Below are 18806 nucleotides of genomic sequence, written 5' to 3' on the forward strand. Positions count from 1 at the left end.
ATTAATTATTAATTAAACTTTTTGATTTATTGGTTATATTTTCTTTTGTCAGCCCAAAATACTTATATATTTCTTTAAATGGTGCACTTCTACCAAATTCATCAATTCCAAAATTTTTTCCATTTTCTCCAACATACTTTTTCCAACAATCGCTTGAACCAGCTTCTATGGATATTTTATTTTTGGTTTCATTTAGTATTTTATTTTTATAATTTTTACTTTGTTTATCAAAAAGCTCCATGCAAGGTACTGAAATAACTTTAGAATAAATTTTATCTTTGGCAAGTTTTTGACTTGCTTCGATTGCAAGATTTACTTCTGAACCACTTGCCAAAATTGTTAATTTAATTTTCTTATTTGTTCTAAGCACTTCATAAGCACCAAGTGAGCATTTATTATTTGAAGAATATTTTTTTCTGATCGGATCTAAATTTTGTCTTGTTAGAGACAATACACTCGGAGTATTTGTAGTTTTTAAAGCATGCTCCCAGCATTCAATTGTTTCAATTCTGTCTGCAGGTCTAAATACATTTAGATTTGGAATTGATCTTAAACTAGATAATTGTTCAATTGGTTGATGTGTTGGCCCATCTTCACCTAAGCCAATTGAGTCATGTGTCATTACATAAATAACTCTTTGTTGCATTAGAGCTGATAATCTTATTGATGGTTTACAGTAATCAGAAAATATTAAAAAAGTTCCACCATAAGGAATAAAATTACTATGGAGTGCGATGCCATTCATTATCCCACTCATTGCATGTTCTCTGACACCATAGTGAACATAATTTCCCTCAAAATTACCTGGTGTAATAATTTTATGTTTTTTTGTTTTTGTATTGTTAGATCCAGCCAAATCTGCAGAACCACCAATAAGATTATTAATTGAATTGGTTAATGCGCTTAAAGTTAACTCAGAACATTTTCTTGTTGCTAAGCTTTTAGGTTCTTTGATTGCAAGTTTCTTTTCTGCATTTAAAACATTTTTATAGTTATTATTATTTTTGATTAGATTTAATTTTTTACTTTGTTTTTTAGTTAATTTGTTCCATTTTTTTTCAATTAACTGACCCTTGCTTCCTATAGCTCTCCATTCTTTCAATAACTTATTTGGAACCTCAAAAGGTTTATATTTCCACTTAAGTACTTTTCTTACTAATTTAATTTCATCTAATCCCAAAGGACTACCATGTGAAGATGACTTACCAGATTTATTTGGAGAACCATATCCAATTTTTGTTTTACAAGAAATTACTGTTGGTTTTTTTGCATTTTGAACTCTTTTTAAAGCTCTATAAATTTGATTTTCATTGTGACCATCAACTAGTATGTAATCCCATCCATAGCTTTCAAATCTTTTTTTAAAATTGTCTGATACGGCAAGACTTGTTGGACCATCTATTGAAATATTATTATTATCGAAAAGCATTACTAAATTTTTTAATTTTAAGTGACCAGCTAAACTCATTGCTTCGTGACTAATACCTTCCATTAAGCAACCATCACCAGCTAGAACATAAGTTTTGTGATTAATTAGATTTTTACCTAATTTTTTTTTGAGTATTTCCTCAGCTATTGCAAATCCAACTGCATTCGCTATTCCTTGTCCAAGCGGACCAGTAGTTGTTTCAATTCCAGTTTTTGGATGATACTCTGGATGGCCCGCACAAATAGAGTTTAGTTGTCTAAACTTTTTTATCGAATTTAACGAAATACTTTTATAACCAGTTAAGTATAATAAAGAGTAAAGAAGCATTGAGCCATGCCCGGCTGATAAAACAAATCTATCTCTATTTATCCAATTTGGATTTTGAGGATTGAATTTTAAAAAATACCTAAAAAGTACAGTCGCAACATCTGCCATACCCATTGGCATCCCAGGGTGACCAGAATTAGCTTTTTGAACCGCATCAATAGATAAAAATCTGATACAATTCGCTAAATCGTTATGTATTATACTCAAAATTATCCTGACTAGACTAAGAAGATTCTATTTAATATTATAAGTATATATATATGAATTCTATAAACGAAAAAGAAAAAAAACTTCATCTAGCTTTAGAAGAATTAAAAAATTTAGATCTAACTAATCCAGATTTGAAAAATAATATTGAAAATCTTAACATGCAAAAAAATCAATTAGAGATTGAAAAAAATGAGCTAGAAAAAAAATATAAAGAACTATCAGATCAAAACGAAATTTTGTCAAAAAGATTAGATGAGTTTAAAAGTAAAGAAAAGGTTGAAGAAAGAAAGCAAATAGAGTTTTCTGAGAAAATCGATGAATTAAATCAAGAAACAGATACTTTGTTGGAAGAGATTGATAAATGGCAAATGTAAGTATTAAATTTAATAATAAAGAGTTTTTATTATCTTGTGATGACGGACAAGAGGAACATCTAGAAGAATTGTTAATACAAATAAACCAAAAATTTAATCATTTAAAAAACGATCTTGGTAACTTAGGAGAGAATAAACTCTTATTAATTACAGCAGTTAAAATAATGGATGAATATTACGAAACAAAAAAGAAAGTTGAACAAAAGAAACAAGAATTAAAAGATTTATCAAATAAATTTAAAGAATTAAAAACTCTAATTTATGAATATAAGGATAAAAAAGAAGGAGAAATAAAAGAGTTAAATTTAAATCATGACAAATTAAAAATCGAGATTGAAACTAATCAAAAAAAATATGAAGATTTAATTGATACTGCTGCAGAGAAAATTTCAAGTTTTGTTGAAAAAGCAAAACAAGAAAATTTATCTCAATAAATTTGTGAATAAATCTAAATTAAGAAGAAAGATAACATCACTTAGAAAAAAAAATTTTAATGAAAATTTGAAAATCAATTCTTTAAAATTAATAAAATTTCTAAGGGATAATAAGCTTAAAACAAAAATTGTTGGAGGATATTACCCATACAATCACGAAATAGATGATTTAGAAGTTTTAAATTTATTTAGTAAAAATAAAAAAATTACCTCATTACCAATCATCAAGAAAAATAACCAAATGGACTTTTATGAATGGTCCAAAGATAATCCATTAAAGATAAACAAATATGGGATTATTGAACCATTATCTCAAAAGAAAGTTTATCCAGATATATTATTAGTTCCACTATTAGCTTTTGATAAGCAATTTAACCGTTTAGGTTATGGTGGTGGTTTTTATGATCGTTATATTGAAAAAATTGAAATTAAAAAAAAGGTCTTTAAGGTTGGATTTGCTTTTTCTTTCCAAGAATTAAAAGAGGTACCAGTTAATAATTATGATAAGAAGCTTGATTTAATAATTACTGAAAGAGGTTTAATATTTTGAGAATTTTATTTTTAGGTGATGTTGTTGGTATTTCGGGGTGTTCTAAACTTACTAGTAGCTTGCTTAGTGAAATTAAATCAAAAAAAATTGATTTTGTTATTGCTAATGGTGAAAATGCTGCAGCCCAAGGGGTGGGTTTGACAGAAGAAATTTGTAGAGATTTTTATAACTGTGGTGTTAACGTAATCACAACTGGCAATCATGTTTGGGATCAAAAAGAAATCATGAAGTACATAGAAAAAGAAGAAAGATTGTTACGTCCTAAAAATCTTTTTGAGCCTGCCCCTGGTCGAGGTTTTCAAATTTTCAAAACAAATAAAGATATAAGAGTTGGGGTACTTAACCTCATGGGTAATGTTTTTATGAAAAAGTGTGATGATGTTTTTGAAATTTCAAAAAAATTTTTAAGTGAGTATAAATTAAAAGATGACTACGATTTATTAGTGGTTGATTTTCATGGTGAAATTACTAGTGAGAAAAATGCTATAGGACACTTTTTTGATGGCCATGCAACGTTAGTTGTTGGAACTCACACACATGTACCAACGAATGATGCCAGAATACTAAACAATGGTACTGGATACCAAACAGATGCTGGTATGTGTGGAGATTACGATTCTGTAATTGGAATGGATAAAGAGAATTCATTAAACAGATTTTTAAAAAAAGACTCGGTCAAACATTTTCCTGCAGTTGGGGAAGGGACTTTGTCTGGTGTTATTGTTGATTGTGATATAAATACTGGTTTAGCTAAAAACATTAATAGTTATATATTTGGAGAAAAATTAAAAAATTTTTAATTTAGATATGGCAGGTCATTCTCATTGGGCAGGTATTAAACATAAAAAAGGAAAAGCTGATAAGCAACGTTCAAAAATTTTTTCAAAGTTGTCTAAAGAAATTACTGTTGCTGCAAAGCTCGGAGACAAAGATCCTGCAATGAACCCAAGATTAAGATCAGCAGTACAGGCTGCTAGATCAGCAAATATGCCAAAAGATAATATTGAAAGAGCAATAGATAAATCTTCCGCTGCGTCTGGTGCAAATTTTGAAAATTTGAGATATGAGGGATTTGGACCAAACAAAATTGCTGTAATTGTAGAAACTTTAACTGATAATAAAAATAGAACAGCTTCCAATGTGAGAACCATTTTTCAAAAATCTGGTGGAAGTTTAGGTACGCAAGGATCAGCATCTCACAACTTTAAACAGCTTGGGATAATAAAGATTGATAAAAATGAAATATCAGAAGACAAAATTTTTGAATTGGCTATAGAAGCTGGTGCAGAGGAATGTATTTCTCACAATGAATTTCATGAAGTTCAATGTGTTTCAAATGAAATTTATAATGTTAAAAAAAATTTAGAAAATACAATTGCAAATTTTATTTCCACAGAGATTGAGTGGGTGCCAATCAATAGTGTTGATATTCAAAATGATGAAAAAGAGAGTGTGATTGAGTTTTTAGAAAATCTAGAAGATGACGATGATGTTCAGAACGTTTTTTCAAACGTAAATTTGGGAAATATTTAATGTTAATAATAGGAATTGATCCAGGAATATCAGGATCTATCTGTTTTTTAGAGGATGGAATAATTAAAGATGTGCTTGAGATGCCAACAATGACTGAAGGGAAAAAAAATAAAAAGCAGGTTAATGGATCTCAAATATATAATGAAATTTCTTCTAGAATAAAAACATATGAAAAAAAAAATATTAAAGTTGTTATAGAACAAGTTTCAGCTATGCCAGGTCAAGGTGTAACTAGTATGTTTAATTTTGGTCAATCTTTTGGAATTTTAAAAGGTATTTGTAGCGCAATGCAGTTGCCAATTTATTTTGTAAGACCAGCAAAATGGAAAAAATATTTTAATTTAATTAATTCAGAAAAGGATGCTAGCAGGACAAGAGCTATCGAAATATTTCCTTATTTTTCGTCAAATTTATCGAAAAAAAAAGACTCTAATAAAGCTGATGCAATTCTAATAGCTAGCTATTTTCATGAAACATACAAAAATGAATAATCTTTGAATTTATATAGTCAAATTCATGACACAATTAAGTGTGATGAGTGATTATGGAAGCAGACATAGCAGCAAAAGCGATAGACCTAGGTGCAAATACAGATTTTTCACTTTTTAGTTTATTTTTAAAAGCAGATATTATTGTTAAAGCAGTAATGATTAGCCTTATACTTTGCTCTGTATATTCATGGGCAGTAATTATAGAAAAATATAGACTTTTTAAAAAAATAAATAAATCATCAGAGGAATTTGAGGAAAAATTTTGGAACTCTAAATCTGCTGAAAATTTTTATAATAGTTTACCAAATAATTTAGATGACCCAATGTCTTTGGTGTTTCAAAATGCCATGGAAAACTTACTAAAGAAAAAATCCAAAACAAATTTGTCTGAAAGAATGACAGCCTTCCTTGAAGGTGGGATAGAAAAAGAAATGTCAAAGATTGAAAAGGGATTTACATTTTTAGCAACTGTTGGTTCAACTGCACCATTTATTGGATTGTTCGGAACAGTTTGGGGCATTATGAATTCTTTTCAGTCAATTGCAATTTCAAGAAATACCAGTCTTGCAATAGTTGCACCTGGTATAGCCGAAGCGTTGTTTGCTACTGCATTAGGACTGTTAGCTGCGATACCTGCTGTAGTTGCTTACAATAAATTTAATACAGACGCAAAAAAATATTCAGAAAAATTAGAGAATTTTTCAAAAAGATTTTTAACAATAATTTAAATGGCTTTTAAATTAAATCGCTCATCAAAAGAACCAATGAGTGAGATTAATGTAACACCTTTTGTTGATGTGATGTTGGTTCTATTAATTATATTCATGGTCACTGCACCGCTTTTAACAGTAGGTGTTCAGGTTGATCTACCTGAGAGTTCAGCAGATTCTTTGCCTGAGGAAACAGAACCTTTAACACTTTCTATTAATGCGAAAGGTGAAATTTTTATTCAAGAATCAAAAGTAGAGTATGACAATATAATTGCTAAAGTTTTAGCTGTTTCAAAAAATAGAACTGACACAAGAATTTATGTAAGAGGTGATAAAACAATAAACTATGGAAGAGTTTTAGAGATAATGGGTTTATTATCTGGATCTGGTTTTACAAAGGTTGCGCTAATCTCTGAGCCCCTTAAACAAAGGTAGTTACAGTGAAGAGTAGTAGTATAGCTATATCCTCAGCTTTACACATATCTTTAGTTGTCCTTACAGCTTTAAGTTTGCCTTTTTTATCAAAAAAACCAATAGATATTCCACCCATAGTTTCTGTTGAATTAATTCAAATAACAGAAGAAACAAATATCCCTTTTGCGCCTAAAGCAAAAAAAATTATTGAAAAAGTAAAAGAAAAAGAAAAAAAACTTGTCTCAGAACAAGCTCCACCGAAAAAAGTAAAAAAAACCAAAACTAAGACTGTTGTCTCAGAGAAAAAAAACAAAACGATAGAAAAACAAAATCCTGAAGCTGTCCCTTTGCCAGATAAAGAGGTAAAAAAATTAAAGACCAAAGAGGAAAAAAAACAAAATCCAGAAAAAGTGGATAATGAAGTAAAGCAAGTATCTGAGTTTGAAAAAAAAGATTTATTTGATCCAAACAATATTGCAGCTTTAATAGATAAATCAAAAGAAGAAACAGCAGAAAAAGTGAAAACCAATAATGATGTTACTCAAGATCAAGTGAGAAACATTGAAAACTCTAAACTAACTTTAAGTGAGGAAGATGCTTTAAAGGCCCAAATATTTGGTTGTTGGAGTATACCTTTAGGTTTGCCTTATGATGAAAATTTACTAGTTAGAATAAAGTTAAAGCTTAAACCAGATGGTTCAGTCACCAAAACTGAGATTTTAGATCATGCTAGAATGAATAAACCTGGACAAGGTTTTTATAAAGTCTTAGCAGAAAGTGCCTTAAGAGCAGTAAGATTATGTCAACCTTTGAGAGTTCCAGCTTCTGGTTACGAGAGATGGAAAGAATTACAATTAAATTTTGATGCAAGAGAGATGTTAGGAGGTTAGTATAAAGAATTTATGATTAAAAAATTTATAATTTTCATTTTTGTTTTTTTTCCATTAAAAGCTTTAGCGTTAATTGAAGTTGATATTACAAGGGGAAATTTAAACCCTCTTCCACTTGCAGTCTCACCATTATCAATAGATGAAACGTCTAGAAAAAATTTTGAGCAAATTTTAGATAAAGAGAACATTGGATCTGAAATATCATTAATTGTTGAAAATAATTTAAGAACTTCAGGTTTATTTAATCCTTTGGATAAAAAAGCATTTTTACAAGCTCCAGATATAGCAAATTTAAAACCAAGATTTGAGGATTGGAATTTAATTAAAGCTCAAGCTCTTATCACCGGTAAAGTAAATTTTATTAATGATAAATTAAGAGTTGAGTTTAGACTTTGGGATGTGCTTGCTGCAAAAGAGATGATGGCTTTAGCATTTACAACTGTACCAACAAATTGGAGAAGAGTTGGGCATATAATATCAGATAAAGTATATGAGAGGTTAACAGGAGAAAAAGGGTATTTTGATACAAGAATAATTTATGTAGCTGAAGAAGGACCAAAAACACAAAGAATAAAAAAATTAGCTATCATGGATCAAGATGGTGCAAATAACAAATTTCTAACTTTAGGAAATGAGCTTGTACTTACTCCACGATTTAACCCTGCTAGCCAAATGGTTACTTATCTATCTTATTTTAAAAATATGCCACGTGTTTATCTTTTAGATATTGAAACCGGAACACAGGAAGTAGTTGGAGATTTTCCTGGAATGACATTTGCTCCTAGATTTTCACCTGATGGTAAAAAAATAATCATGAGTTTCGCAAAAGATGGAAAATCAGATATTTATACAATGAATTTAGAAACTCGATTAGTAGAGAGAATAACAAATCATCCTTCAATTGATACATCACCTTCTTATTCTCCAGATGGAAAATATATAACTTTTAACTCTGACAGAAGTGGTTACCAACAAATTTATGTCATGAAAAATGATGGAAGTGACGTGAAAAGAATTTCTTTTGGTAATGGTTTGTACGGAACACCAGTTTGGTCTCCTAGAGGTGATTTAATTGCATTTACAAAATTACATAAAGGAAAATTTTATATTGGAGTGATGAGAACGGATGGAACTGGTGAAAGATTGTTAACAGAAAACTATTATCAAGAGGCCCCATCTTGGTCACCCAATGGAAGAGTTTTGATATTTTATAGAGAAACAAAAACTAATTCTAAAGGCGAAGGTTTTTCTGCTAAATTATGGTCTATTGATTTAACTGGTTATAATGAAAGATTGATAACAACTGAGACGGACGCATCTGACCCATCTTGGTCGTCTTTATTAAGTAATTAATATCATTTTATCTTTAAATACGATGAAATTTCTTGATTTTTTGGGTTGAAACATCTAATTAGTTGTGAAAAAAATAGTATTTGAAAAAGCAGCAAGGAGCAAATTAATGAGATTAAACAAAATTTTCAAAAACACGTTATTAGTTATTTCAGCTGGAATAATTTTAACAGCGTGTGCAACAAAAAAAGAGGTAGCTGTAGAGGCGCCAAAAGAAGAAACTAAAAAAGAAGAAGTAACTAAAATTGAAAAAATTGCGGGTCAAATGCAAGGAGACGTTTACGTTGGAACAGATAGCGTAAAATATTTAGCAGATGGTGTTGCTGATAGAGTATTCTTTGCAACTAACGAATCTATATTAACTACAGCTTCAAGAGAAACTTTAAGAGCCCAAGCTGCTTGGTTAAGAGAAAATTCTAACATCACTGTAGTTTTAGAAGGTCATGCAGATGAAAGAGGAACAAGAGAATATAACTTAGCACTTGGAGAAAGAAGAGCTAACGCTGCAAAAGATTATCTAATGACTTATGGTGTTTCATCAGACAGAATTACTGTAATCAGTTATGGTAAAGAAAGACCTGTTGACTCAGGATCAAATCCTTTAGCATGGTCTAAAAACAGAAGATCAGTTACTGTTAAAGCAAACTAAAGAATTTTTAAAAAAGACCCTAAAATTAAAAACTTTTAGGGTCTTTTTTTTGCCTTTTTATAATCATATAAAAATTTAATGAGATCACTTTTTAGATCAACATTATTTAATTTAATAATAATATTAAATTTCTTTTTTTCGGGAATTGCTTACTCAGATAACCATAATATTTATGAAATTTTAGATTTAATTAAAAAAGATTTAAAAACTCTTGAAAGAGCCGTTTACTCAGGATCAATAGAAATAGAAAGTACAACAAATAATCAATCAGTATCAAGTCTTGATAATAATTCTGAGGATGTCTTAACTAGACATTTGTTAAAGTTATCAGAGGTAGAGGAGCAGTTTAGAGAACTTACTAATAAATTTGAGGAAATTAATTTTAAGCTTGATAAACTTTCGAACAGAGTATCCAAGCTACAGTCTGATAATCAGATAAGGTTTCAAGATATAGAAAATGATTTAAGTTCTGTTAATGTAATTGATAGCAGTCAACAACTCAGTTCTGCGCCTAAAATTGAGAAGCAAATTCTTCCTGGAAGCTCGCAGCCTCAGGACTTAGGTACAATTTCTTATAAAGATATGGAAACTTCAGAGGAGAATCAACAGATTCAATCGGTTGATACTACAGCTTCTATTGTAGAAGAAACTTTTCAAGCTGAAGATAAAATTTTACCAATAGATTTAACTCCAAAAGAACAATATGAATTTGCAACAAGTTTCTTAAAAGTTGGAGATTACAGTACAGCAGAAAGAGCTTTTAGAGAATTTGTGTTATCAAATCCTGAAGATGAATTAGCAGGTAGTGCTCAATATTGGTATGCAGAAACTTTCAGAATAAGACAACTTTATACTGATGCTGCTTCAGCTTATCTCGAAGGATATCAAAAATATCCAAAAGGAAAGAAAGCTCCAATAAATTTATTAAAACTTGGAGTTTCAATGGTTCAAATTGGTGAAAAAGATCAAGGCTGTAAGATGATTAATGGTGTAGAGTTGCAATATCCAAACGCAAATCAGTCTGTAATACAAAAAGCAAAATATGAGTCTAAAAAATTTGAATGCGTCAAGCAAGATTCATAAACAACTTCTTAATAAGCTAAGAGATAAAAGAATTTATAAAATCTATAATAAATTTGAAAATAATTTAAATTTAAATAACGATTTTACAGTTGCTGTGTCAGGTGGCCCTGATAGTCTTGCTTTAGCTTTTTTTTCAAAAATTTATTCAATTAAAAAATCTTTAAAAATTAAATACTTTTTAGTTGACCATAAATTGAGAAATAATTCATCTGTAGAAGCTTTATTTGTAAAAAATCTTTTGAAGGATTTTTCTATAGATTTAGATATTTTAAAATGGAATGGGAAAAAACCCAAAAATAATATCCAATCTCTTGCAAGAAAAAAGAGATATAATCTCTTAATTAACCAATCAAAAAAATTTAAAATTAATCATATTTTATTTGGTCATCATGAAGATGATGTTTATGAAAATTTTTTAATTAGGCTTTTAAGAGGTAGTGGTTTAAAGGGTATCGTATCTTTAGACAAAACGACTTTAATTAATAATGCAAATATCTTAAGACCTTTAATAAACGTTGAAAAAAAAGATTTAATCTACATCTCAAAAAAGGTGTTTAATAAATATGTAGAAGACCCCTCAAATGAAGATGAAATTTTTACAAGAGTGAGAGTAAGAAATTTAATTAAAAATCTTGAAAGTGAAGGTTTGGATAAAAGTAAATTTAAATTATCAATTAGTAACTTAAAAAGTGTCGACCAATCAATCCAGTTTTTTTGTGAAAAAAATTTAAAAGAAAATTCGATTATTTCTCAAAATAAAGTTGTATTAAAAGAAGAATTTTTTAACTTTCCTCAAGAAGTTTTGTTCAGGTCATTTTCAAAGATCTTACAGTTAGTTGGGAAAAAGTATTTTCCGCCCAGAGGTAAAAAAATTACCAATATTTTAGAAAATCTACAGAGTAAAATTACTTTTAAGTCTACACTTGGGAATTGTGTAATAAAAAAAATCAAGAAAACTGTAATTGTATATAAAGAGCGTTAATATCACTAAATTTATAGTTATTTTGTCACTTGTTTAATTTGCAATAATTCTTATCTTTACATCATGAATTTTAAAAATCTGGCTATGTGGGGAATAATAGTTTTTTTAACTATTGGTCTTTATAACATGTTTAAAAACCCTCAATCAAATATTAGAGGAGGAAATCAAATAATTTTTTCAGATTTTTTAACTTCAGTTGAAAATGGAGAAGTTTTAAAAGTTGAGATACAGGGAAACAACATCAAGGGTGTTTACTCAAATGGAAATTCATTTTCAACTTATGCTCCAAACGATCCAAATTTAATTGAAAAATTATCAGACAAAGGAGTAAGTATTTCAGCGGCTCCGTTAGAAGAAAAAATGCCATCTTTATTTGGCGTACTACTTTCTTGGTTCCCAATGCTTTTATTAATTGCTGTTTGGATATTTTTTATGCGACAGATGCAAGGTGGAAAAGGTGGAGCAATGGGATTTGGCAAGTCAAAAGCTAAGATGATGAATGAACTTAAAGGCAAAGTAACATTTAATGATGTTGCTGGAGTAGAAGAGGCAAAAGAAGAAGTAGAAGAAATTGTAGAATTTTTAAAAGACCCTAAAAAATTTAGTAGACTTGGTGGAAAGATACCTAGAGGTGCTTTATTGGTTGGACCTCCAGGAACGGGAAAAACTTTGTTAGCAAGAGCTATTGCAGGTGAAGCAGGAGTTCCTTTCTTTACTATCTCTGGTTCAGATTTTGTTGAAATGTTTGTTGGTGTTGGAGCATCAAGAGTAAGAGATATGTTTGAACAAGGTAAAAAAAATTCTCCGTGCATAATATTCATTGATGAAATAGATGCAGTTGGAAGAAGTAGAGGTGCAGGTTTAGGCGGAGGTAATGATGAAAGAGAGCAAACTTTAAACCAATTATTAGTAGAGATGGATGGGTTTGATACTAATGAGGGAGTTATCATAATTGCAGCAACAAATAGACCTGATGTTCTTGATCCAGCACTATTAAGACCTGGAAGATTTGACAGACAAGTTGTTGTTTCAAACCCAGATATTATTGGAAGAGAAAAAATTTTAAAAGTCCATGTGAAAAAAATTAAGATGGCACCCGATGTAAATTTAAGAACTATTGCAAGAGGGACCCCCGGTTTTTCAGGAGCAGATTTAGCTAACTTAGTCAATGAAGCTGCTTTATTAGCAGCTAGAAAAAATAAAAGAATAGTAACTTTATTAGAATTTGAAGAGGCAAAAGATAAAGTATTAATGGGTGCTGAAAGAAGATCAATGGTAATGACTGAGGATGAAAAAAAACTTACCGCATATCACGAAGGTGGCCATGCTTTAGTCTCGTTTAATATGCCTAGTTATGATCCAATTCACAAAGCCACTATCATTCCAAGAGGAAGAGCTTTGGGAATGGTTATGAATTTACCAGAAAGAGATAAACATGGATATTCAATCAAATATTTAAAAGCTAGACTAGCAGTTTGTTTTGGAGGAAGAGTTGCAGAAGAATTAATTTTTGGAAAAGATAACATTTCTACAGGAGCAGGTGGAGGAAGTGGTTCAGATATTAATCAAGCTACTCAACTTGCAAGAGCGATGGTAACTAAATATGGTATGAGTGAGGAAATGGGTCCAGTTGAGTATGGAGAAAATCAAGAGGAAGTTTTCTTAGGTAGATCTGTTACTCAAACACAATCAGTTTCTGAAGAAGTTGCTCAAAAAATTGATAAGGAAATTAGGAAACTAGTCGACGAAGGATATAATCAAGCAAAGAAAATTTTGACTGAGAAAATTGACGATCTACATAAAATTGCTAAAGCATTAATTACTTACGAAACCTTAACAGGTGAAGAGATTGAGAACATAATTAACAAAAACTTATATCCAAAAGATAAAATTTTAGAAAATCAAGACTCAAAAGATGATCATGACTCGGCTTTAGGAGCCATGGGTCTAAAACCAAAAATTGTTCATTAATTTATAATGCAAAGATATTACACAAGAGCGTGTAATTTCTATTATGGTAATCAATCAAAAATTTTAGTAAATAAAAAAAAAGCCATACCATTACATCAAATTAAGGAAATATCGTTTGATCATATTGAAATAATAACTAGAAAATCAAAGAAAAAAATTTCAATTAATCAAATAAAATATTTACCAAATGATTTAAAGAAAAAAGTTAATTTAGATTTAAAAAAAATTAAAACTAAAAAAAAAAATTTTTCTAACTTAGAATTTAAAAAAGTTCCAAATATACTAGGTGTCTTAAATCTTACCCCAGATAGTTTTTCTGATGGAGGAAAATTTAATACAAAACAAAGAGGAATAAGTCATGCTTTTAAACTATATAATGATGGCGCTGATTTAATCGATGTTGGAGGAGAGTCAACAAGACCAGGTTCAAAGACAGTAAATAAAGAAGATGAATGGAAAAGAATTAATGAAATCTTAAAATCTATTGTAAAAAAAATTCCGATTTCTTTGGATACTAGAAAATCTGATATAATGAAAAATGGAATTAAATTAGGTGTAAAACTAATTAATGATGTTTCAGGCTTAAGTTTTGATACAGAAACAATAAACGTATTAAAAAAAAATAAAGTTCCTTTTGTCATTCAGCACACGCTTGGAACACCAGAAAATATGCAAAAAAATCCAAAATATAATAATGAATTACTAGATATTTATGATTTTTTTGAGGAGAAAATAAAACTTCTAAGGTCTAAAGGTATTAAACATAACAATATAATTTTAGACCCTGGAATCGGGTTTGGAAAAAAACTGAAACATAATATGAATTTAATCAGAAGTGTTTCTATTTTTCATTCATTAGGATTTCCTATACTTGTAGGAAATTCTAGAAAAAGATTTATTAGAGATATTTCCAAAAAAAATGATAGCTTTACTAGAATTGGAGGAACAATATCGTCATCATTATATTTGATGACACAAGGAGTTCAGATTTTAAGAATTCATGATGTTAATGAAGTTATGCAAGCAATTAAAGTTTTTAAAGAGATAACAAATAAATAATGGCAAAAAAATATTTTGGAACAGATGGAATAAGAGGAGCTATTAATAGTAAAAATATTAATGGAGATATGTTTTTTAAGTTTGGACTAGCTAGTGGTACATATTTTAAATCCCAAAAGAAAAAAAAACAAACAGCAATAATAGCAAAAGATACAAGATTGTCAGGATATACACTTGAACCTGCGCTTGTATCTGGTTTGGCTTCTGCTGGCATGCATGTTTACACATTGGGTCCTTTACCAACCAATGGATTAGCTATGCTTACAAAAGAAATGAAGGCTAATATGGGTATTATGATTACAGCTTCTCATAATCCTCATTATGACAATGGATTAAAATTATTTGGTCCTGATGGAATGAAATTATCAGATAAAATAGAAAAAAAAATAGAAGCTCTTATAGATAAAAAAATATCAAATAACCTTTCCAGTCCTGAAAAGTTAGGAAGAGTTAAAAGATTAGAAACAGGTACTAAACAATATATTAAAATATTAAAAAAAAATTTCACAAAAGAGTTCAATTTAAGAGGATTAAGAATTGTTATAGATTGTGCCAATGGTGCTGGTTATAAAGCAGGGCCTGAGTTATTAAAATCATTAGGCGCTAAAGTTATAGCAATAGGTGTAAACCCAAATGGTTTAAACATTAATAAAGATTGTGGCTCAACTTTTCCAAGAAAAATTAGAACAGCTGTAAAAAAATATAAAGCTCATATTGGCATTTCTTTAGATGGAGATGCTGATAGAATTATAATGTGCGATGAAAAAGGTAACATTGTAGATGGTGATCAAATAATAGCTGCTTTAGCTGCAAGATGGAAAAATAAAAAAATGCTAAAAGGTGGTGTTGTTGGAACTCTAATGTCGAATTATGGATTGGAAAAATATTTAAAATCTAAAAGAATAAAATTTTTAAGAGCTAATGTAGGCGATAGATATGTTAAAGAAAAAATGCAAAAATATAAATTTAATTTAGGTGGTGAACAATCAGGACATATTATTTTAGGTAAATTTGCAACAACTGGAGACGGGTTGCTTGTAGCTTTAGAAGTTCTTTTTGCTCTGAGAAAAGGTAAAAAAACGAGTGAATTTTTTCAGAGTTTTAAGAAAACTCCTCAATTATTAGAAAATATAACTGTTAAAGATAAAAATATTATTAATAAACCTGAAATAAAAAAAGTTATAAAACTCGCAGAAAAATTAATTCATGGTAAGGGAAGAGTTTTAGTTAGAAAATCGGGAACAGAAGCTAAAATTAGAGTGATGGCAGAAAGTGATAATAAAATACTTTTATCCAGATGTGTAAACATGATATCCAAAAAAATAAAATAAATTGAAACCAAATTCGAAAATTTTAATTATTGCGGGTTCAGATTCATCTGGTGGGGCTGGCATACAAGCTGATATTAAAACTGTTACAGCTCTAGGTTCTTATGCGATGACAGCTATAACTGCAGTTACAATTCAAAATACTACAGGCGTGAAATCAATAGTAGGCATCAATCCAAAAGAAATTTTCAATCAAATAGTTTTTACTTCAAAAGATATTAAGCCTGATGCAATCAAAATAGGAATGTTACACTCATCTAATGTTATCAAGATGGTAATTAAAGCATTAAATTTAATTAAAGTTAAAAGTATTATTTTAGACCCTGTCATGGTTGCAAAAGGTGGTGCCAAATTAATAGATAATAAAGCAATTAAGTTATTAAAATCGGAATTAATAAAAAAAGTTTCACTAGTTACCCCTAATATTCCTGAAGCTGAAATTTTGACTGAAACAAAAATCATATCTGTTGAAGATATGATTTACGCTGCAAATAAGCTTATGGAATTTGGAGCTAAAAATGTTCTTATTAAAGGTGGACATTCAAAAAATAAAATAGTTAAGGATGTTTTTGTTAATAAAAAAGATATTAAGATTTTTAATAGTACGCGTTATAAAACAAATAATACTCATGGTACAGGTTGTACTTTATCAAGTGCAGTCACTACATTTGTATCGTGTGGAAAACCAGCAAAGAAATCTTGTGAGCTTGGAATTAAGTATGTAAATTCAGCTATTAAAACAAACCCAAATTATGGAAGAGGTCATGGTCCAATTAACCATCTCACTTCTATAAAAGTAAATAAAAAATTTAATTAATGAAAAACATAGTTGTTGTTGGATCTCAATGGGGTGATGAAGGAAAAGGCAAGATTGTTGATTGGTTATCTGAACAGGCAGATGTAGTTATTAGATTTCAAGGTGGTCATAATGCGGGCCACACTCTTGTTATTGATGGCGTTACTTATAAGCTAAGATTACTTCCATCTGGCATTGTTAGAAAAGGTAAAATATCAATAATTGGTAATGGTGTTGTTGTAGATCCTTGGGCCTTATTGGAAGAAATTGAAGAGATTAAATCTAAAGGTGTAGAAGTAGATGTAGATAACTTCATAATATCAGAATCTGCAAATCTGATTTTGCCATTCCATAGAGAAATGGATGAAATTAGAGAAGATACGGCAGGAAAAAGTAAAATAGGAACTACCAGAAGAGGAATTGGTCCTGCTTATGAGGATAAAGTAGGAAGAAGATCAATAAGGGTTATGGATTTAAGATCAGAAAAAAATTTAGATCAAAGATTAGATTCTGTATTGATACATCATAATGCAATCAGAAAAGGACTTGGAAAAAAAATTTTTGAAAAAGATCAACTTAAATCTGATTTACTCAAAATTGCTCCTAAAATATTAAAATTTTCACAGCCTGTATGGCTTAAAATTGATCAATTTAAAAAGCAAAAAAAGAAAATTTTATTTGAAGGTGCCCAAGGTATTTTACTTGATGTAGATCATGGAACTTATCCTTTTGTAACTTCATCTAATACAGTTGCTTCGAGCGCAGCTACTGGAACAGGCTGTGGTCCTAATTCAATAAACTATGTTTTAGGAATTACAAAAGCTTATACAACAAGAGTAGGGGAAGGGCCTTTTCCAACAGAACTAACTGATGAAGTAGGTGAACTTTTGGGCACACGTGGAAAAGAATTTGGAACTGTTACAAGTAGAAAAAGGAGATGTGGGTGGTTTGATGGTGTTCTAGTAAGACAAACAATTAAAGTTTCAGGTATAGATGGTATAGCTTTAACAAAATTGGACGTTCTTGATGAATTAGATGAAATTAAAATGTGCATTGCTTATGAACTAGATGGAGAAAAATTAGATTATTTGCCTGCTGCTGTAGAGGATCAAATTAAAATAAAACCAATTTACAAATCTTTTCCAGGCTGGAAAGTATCTACTAGTGGAATTAAAAATATGGACTCATTACCTGATAATGCAAAAAAATATATTTTTGCAGTAGAAGATTTTATAGGTGCAAAAATATCAAGCGTCTCTACTAGTCCTGAAAGAGATGATACTATTTTAATTGAAAATCCTTTTGAAGCTTAATTTGCTGGTAATAAATTTTTAGATTTAGCAAGAAGTAGCATTTGTTTTTGAAGTTTTTCAAATGCTTTATTTTCTATTTGTCTAACTCTTTCTCTACTGATTTTATATTTTTTACTTAAATCTTCCAGGGTTGTTGGATCATCATTTAGTCTTCTTGAATACAATATCTCTCTTTCTCTATCATTAAGCACTTTAATAGAGTCTTTTAACAAGTCTTTTCTTTGCTCCATTTCCTCATGTTGAGCAAATTTTAAATCATGATCAAGCTCTTTATCTACTAACCAGTCTTGCCATTCATCACCATCTTCTCCAACTTGAGCATTCAATGAAAACTCTTTTCCAGAAAGTCTTCTGTTCATTGAAACAACTTCTTCTTTACTCACATCAAGTTTGTTGGCAATATGGTTAACGTGTTCATCTCTTAAATCGCCTTCAGTTTCAGGAGATATTTGGTTTTTAATTTTTTTTAAATTGAAAAATAATTTTTTTTGAGCAGTTGTTGTTCCAATTTTTACAAGACTCCAAGATCTTAAAATATATTCTTGGATGGATGCTTTAATCCACCACATAGCATAAGTTGCTAACCTAAAACCTTTTTCAGGCTCAAATTTTTTAACAGCCTGCATCAAACCAACATTTCCCTCTGAAATCATTTCATTAATTGGCAGACCATAGCCTTTGTATCCCATAGCAATTTTTGCAACTAATCTTAAATGACTAGTTACTAACTTTTCAGCAGCTTTAATATTTCCAGTTGTTTTCCAATTTTTGGCTAACATATATTCTTCTTCTGCGGCCAACATTGGGAATTTTTTAATCTGTTCTAAATATGCAGAAAGACCACCCTCATTGGATAGTGTAGGAAGATTGTTGCTCATAGTTGTGCTCATAGCAGAGTTTATTTAGTTAATTA

At 29.7% G+C, this 18806-nt stretch carries 20 protein-coding genes; 18 read left to right on the forward strand and 2 right to left on the reverse strand.

The window, feature by feature from the left end; all coding sequences use genetic code 11:
* Position 1: 1 nt before the first annotated feature.
* On the reverse strand, positions 2–1963 hold the full coding sequence (gene tkt / locus ACTTAS_RS00170) for a transketolase (RefSeq protein WP_440677901.1): 1962 nt from the start codon (positions 1961–1963) through the stop codon (positions 2–4).
* Positions 1964–2016: 53 nt separating this feature from the next.
* Between tkt and ACTTAS_RS00175 the strand changes: the two genes are divergently transcribed.
* The 18 genes from ACTTAS_RS00175 (at position 2017) to ACTTAS_RS00260 (ending at position 17893) form a co-directional block, all read left to right on the forward strand.
* Entirely contained in the window at positions 2017–2340 is a 324-nt protein-coding gene (locus ACTTAS_RS00175) for a 5-formyltetrahydrofolate cyclo-ligase (RefSeq protein ID WP_440677902.1), read from the forward strand.
* Complete coding sequence (locus ACTTAS_RS00180) at positions 2328–2774, forward strand: cell division protein ZapA (RefSeq protein ID WP_440677903.1); 447 nt, start codon at positions 2328–2330, stop codon at positions 2772–2774. Before ACTTAS_RS00175 ends, ACTTAS_RS00180 begins: the two co-directional genes overlap by 13 nt.
* Positions 2775–2778: 4 nt before the next feature.
* On the forward strand, positions 2779–3324 hold the full coding sequence (locus ACTTAS_RS00185; protein ID WP_440677904.1) for a 5-formyltetrahydrofolate cyclo-ligase: 546 nt from the start codon (positions 2779–2781) through the stop codon (positions 3322–3324).
* A complete protein-coding gene (locus ACTTAS_RS00190) occupies positions 3321–4124 on the forward strand; it encodes a TIGR00282 family metallophosphoesterase (protein ID WP_440677905.1) in 804 nt (267 codons plus the stop codon). Before ACTTAS_RS00185 ends, ACTTAS_RS00190 begins: the two co-directional genes overlap by 4 nt.
* Before the next feature lie 7 nt (positions 4125–4131).
* A complete protein-coding gene (locus ACTTAS_RS00195) occupies positions 4132–4857 on the forward strand; it encodes a YebC/PmpR family DNA-binding transcriptional regulator (RefSeq protein WP_440677906.1) in 726 nt (241 codons plus the stop codon).
* On the forward strand, positions 4857–5348 hold the full coding sequence (locus ACTTAS_RS00200; protein ID WP_440677907.1) for a crossover junction endodeoxyribonuclease: 492 nt from the start codon (positions 4857–4859) through the stop codon (positions 5346–5348). Before ACTTAS_RS00195 ends, ACTTAS_RS00200 begins: the two co-directional genes overlap by 1 nt.
* Before the next feature lie 53 nt (positions 5349–5401).
* Positions 5402–6076, forward strand: coding sequence for a protein TolQ (gene tolQ, locus ACTTAS_RS00205; protein WP_440677908.1), 675 nt, complete (start codon positions 5402–5404; stop codon positions 6074–6076).
* A complete protein-coding gene (gene tolR / locus ACTTAS_RS00210; RefSeq protein WP_075506058.1) occupies positions 6077–6493 on the forward strand; it encodes a protein TolR in 417 nt (138 codons plus the stop codon).
* 5 nt (positions 6494–6498) lie between these two features.
* Positions 6499–7362 carry an energy transducer TonB gene (locus ACTTAS_RS00215; RefSeq protein ID WP_075506059.1) on the forward strand — a complete coding sequence of 288 codons (864 nt, stop codon included), beginning with the start codon at positions 6499–6501 and terminating at the stop codon, positions 7360–7362.
* A gap of 12 nt (positions 7363–7374) precedes the next feature.
* Positions 7375–8715: a Tol-Pal system beta propeller repeat protein TolB gene (gene tolB / locus ACTTAS_RS00220; RefSeq protein ID WP_075506060.1), complete on the forward strand. Its 1341-nt coding sequence runs from the start codon at positions 7375–7377 to the stop codon at positions 8713–8715.
* A 106-nt stretch (positions 8716–8821) separates the two neighbouring features.
* Positions 8822–9361, forward strand: a complete 540-nt coding sequence (gene pal / locus ACTTAS_RS00225; RefSeq protein ID WP_440614677.1) for a peptidoglycan-associated lipoprotein Pal — start codon at positions 8822–8824, stop codon at positions 9359–9361.
* Positions 9362–9439: 78 nt separating this feature from the next.
* The gene (gene ybgF / locus ACTTAS_RS00230; protein ID WP_262590284.1) at positions 9440–10444 is read left to right on the forward strand and encodes a tol-pal system protein YbgF; all 1005 of its coding nucleotides are present in this window, start codon (positions 9440–9442) and stop codon (positions 10442–10444) included.
* Positions 10404–11426, forward strand: coding sequence for a tRNA lysidine(34) synthetase TilS (tilS, locus tag ACTTAS_RS00235; protein ID WP_075506292.1), 1023 nt, complete (start codon positions 10404–10406; stop codon positions 11424–11426). The genes ybgF and tilS overlap by 41 nt, the downstream gene beginning before the upstream one ends.
* Positions 11427–11489: 63 nt before the next feature.
* Positions 11490–13397: an ATP-dependent zinc metalloprotease FtsH gene (ftsH, locus tag ACTTAS_RS00240; RefSeq protein WP_262590286.1), complete on the forward strand. Its 1908-nt coding sequence runs from the start codon at positions 11490–11492 to the stop codon at positions 13395–13397.
* A gap of 6 nt (positions 13398–13403) precedes the next feature.
* The gene (folP, locus tag ACTTAS_RS00245; protein ID WP_440677909.1) at positions 13404–14456 is read left to right on the forward strand and encodes a dihydropteroate synthase; all 1053 of its coding nucleotides are present in this window, start codon (positions 13404–13406) and stop codon (positions 14454–14456) included.
* Positions 14456–15787 (forward strand): phosphoglucosamine mutase, encoded by a 1332-nt coding sequence (glmM, locus tag ACTTAS_RS00250; protein WP_262590288.1) that lies wholly within the window; start codon positions 14456–14458, stop codon positions 15785–15787. Before folP ends, glmM begins: the two co-directional genes overlap by 1 nt.
* A 1-nt stretch (position 15788) precedes the next feature.
* Positions 15789–16601 (forward strand): bifunctional hydroxymethylpyrimidine kinase/phosphomethylpyrimidine kinase, encoded by an 813-nt coding sequence (thiD, locus tag ACTTAS_RS00255; protein WP_440614001.1) that lies wholly within the window; start codon positions 15789–15791, stop codon positions 16599–16601.
* Positions 16601–17893, forward strand: coding sequence for an adenylosuccinate synthase (locus tag ACTTAS_RS00260; protein WP_440614002.1), 1293 nt, complete (start codon positions 16601–16603; stop codon positions 17891–17893). Before thiD ends, ACTTAS_RS00260 begins: the two co-directional genes overlap by 1 nt.
* Here ACTTAS_RS00260 and rpoH read toward each other — a convergent pair.
* Entirely contained in the window at positions 17890–18783 is an 894-nt protein-coding gene (rpoH, locus tag ACTTAS_RS00265; RefSeq protein ID WP_440677910.1) for an RNA polymerase sigma factor RpoH, read from the reverse strand. The two genes, ACTTAS_RS00260 and rpoH, sit on opposite strands and share 4 nt — an antisense overlap.
* Positions 18784–18806 lie beyond the last annotated feature (23 nt).

It is taken from the genome of Candidatus Pelagibacter sp. HIMB1611, assembly GCF_052047715.1.
GTDB lineage: Bacteria > Pseudomonadota > Alphaproteobacteria > Pelagibacterales > Pelagibacteraceae > Pelagibacter.